Origin of the sequence: Streptomyces thermovulgaris (assembly GCF_002155915.1) — a bacterium.
Taxonomy (GTDB): Bacteria; Actinomycetota; Actinomycetes; order Streptomycetales; family Streptomycetaceae; genus Streptomyces; species Streptomyces thermovulgaris.
In genome coordinates this window covers 1-730 of the sequence record NZ_MUME01000576.1, presented here as the reverse complement: position 1 = coordinate 730, position 730 = coordinate 1, and the positions used below count along the sequence as shown (strand labels likewise).

The 730-nt window shown below is 74.7% G+C and carries 2 protein-coding genes and 1 pseudogene; all 3 read right to left on the bottom strand.

Annotated features, from left to right (window positions below; genetic code table 11):
• Positions 1-222: pseudogene (locus tag CCN35_RS27405) on the bottom strand (thiazole synthase); the annotation flags it as partial.
• 3 nt (positions 223-225) lie between these two features.
• On the bottom strand, positions 226-438 hold the full coding sequence (gene thiS / locus CCN35_RS27400) for a sulfur carrier protein ThiS (RefSeq protein ID WP_067392741.1): 213 nt from the start codon (positions 436-438) through the stop codon (positions 226-228).
• A partial coding sequence (locus CCN35_RS27395; RefSeq protein WP_143631920.1) for an FAD-dependent oxidoreductase occupies positions 435-730 on the bottom strand: 296 nt, incomplete at its 5' end. The genes thiS and CCN35_RS27395, both read right to left, overlap by 4 nt.

The window sequence follows — 730 nt, the reverse complement described above, 5'->3', positions numbered from 1 at the left end:
GCCGGCGGTGTTGGGCAGCACCCGGATGCCCAGCTTCTCGAGGACCGACAGCACGGATCCGCGCACCGACGGGTCCACCCGCCGCATCGCGACGGTGGTCAGCTCCGTGCCGGAGGCGAGCAGGGCCCGCTCCAGCACCTCCAGGCTGGGCGCGCCCCCCGTGCCCATGATCAGCCGGGAGGCGAAGGACGTCCCTCCGAGGACCAGGGGATCGTCGGCCATGGCTCAGCCTCCCTGGACGGCGGTCAGCACTTCGACGCGGTCGCCCTCGGCCAGGGCCGTGGACGGCCACTGCGCGCGCGGGACGACGGTCTCGTTGACGGCGGCGGCCACCCCCGAGGGGGCCGCGGTGAGGGACCGCACGACGGTGTCGAGAGCCGTGCCGGGCGCGACCCGGCGGGGTTCGCCGTTGACGGAGATGGTGACGGAGAGGTTCATACGGGCTGCTCCATGGATGCGGCGGCGCGAAAGCGCCGCGGACTGAAGGGGCGGGCCTCCTCCGGCAGCTCGCCGGTGGTCAGGACGTGCGCCATGGCGTCACCGGTGACCGGCGTGAGCAGCACGCCGTTGCGGTGGTGCCCGGTGGCCAGCAGCAGGCCGTCGAGCGCGGTCGGGCCGAGCAGGGGCGCGTTGTCGGGGGAGCCGGGGCGCAGTCCGGCGCGGGTCTCCGTCAGCGGCAGCTCGGTGATCCCGGGCACCAGCTCGTGCGCGTCGCGCAGCAGCTGGTACA

Excerpts from the sequence above, each read along its gene's own strand:
- thiS (WP_067392741.1), bottom strand. The coding sequence starts at position 438 with ATGAACCTCTCCGTCACCATCTCCGTCAACGGCGAACCCCGCCGGGTC.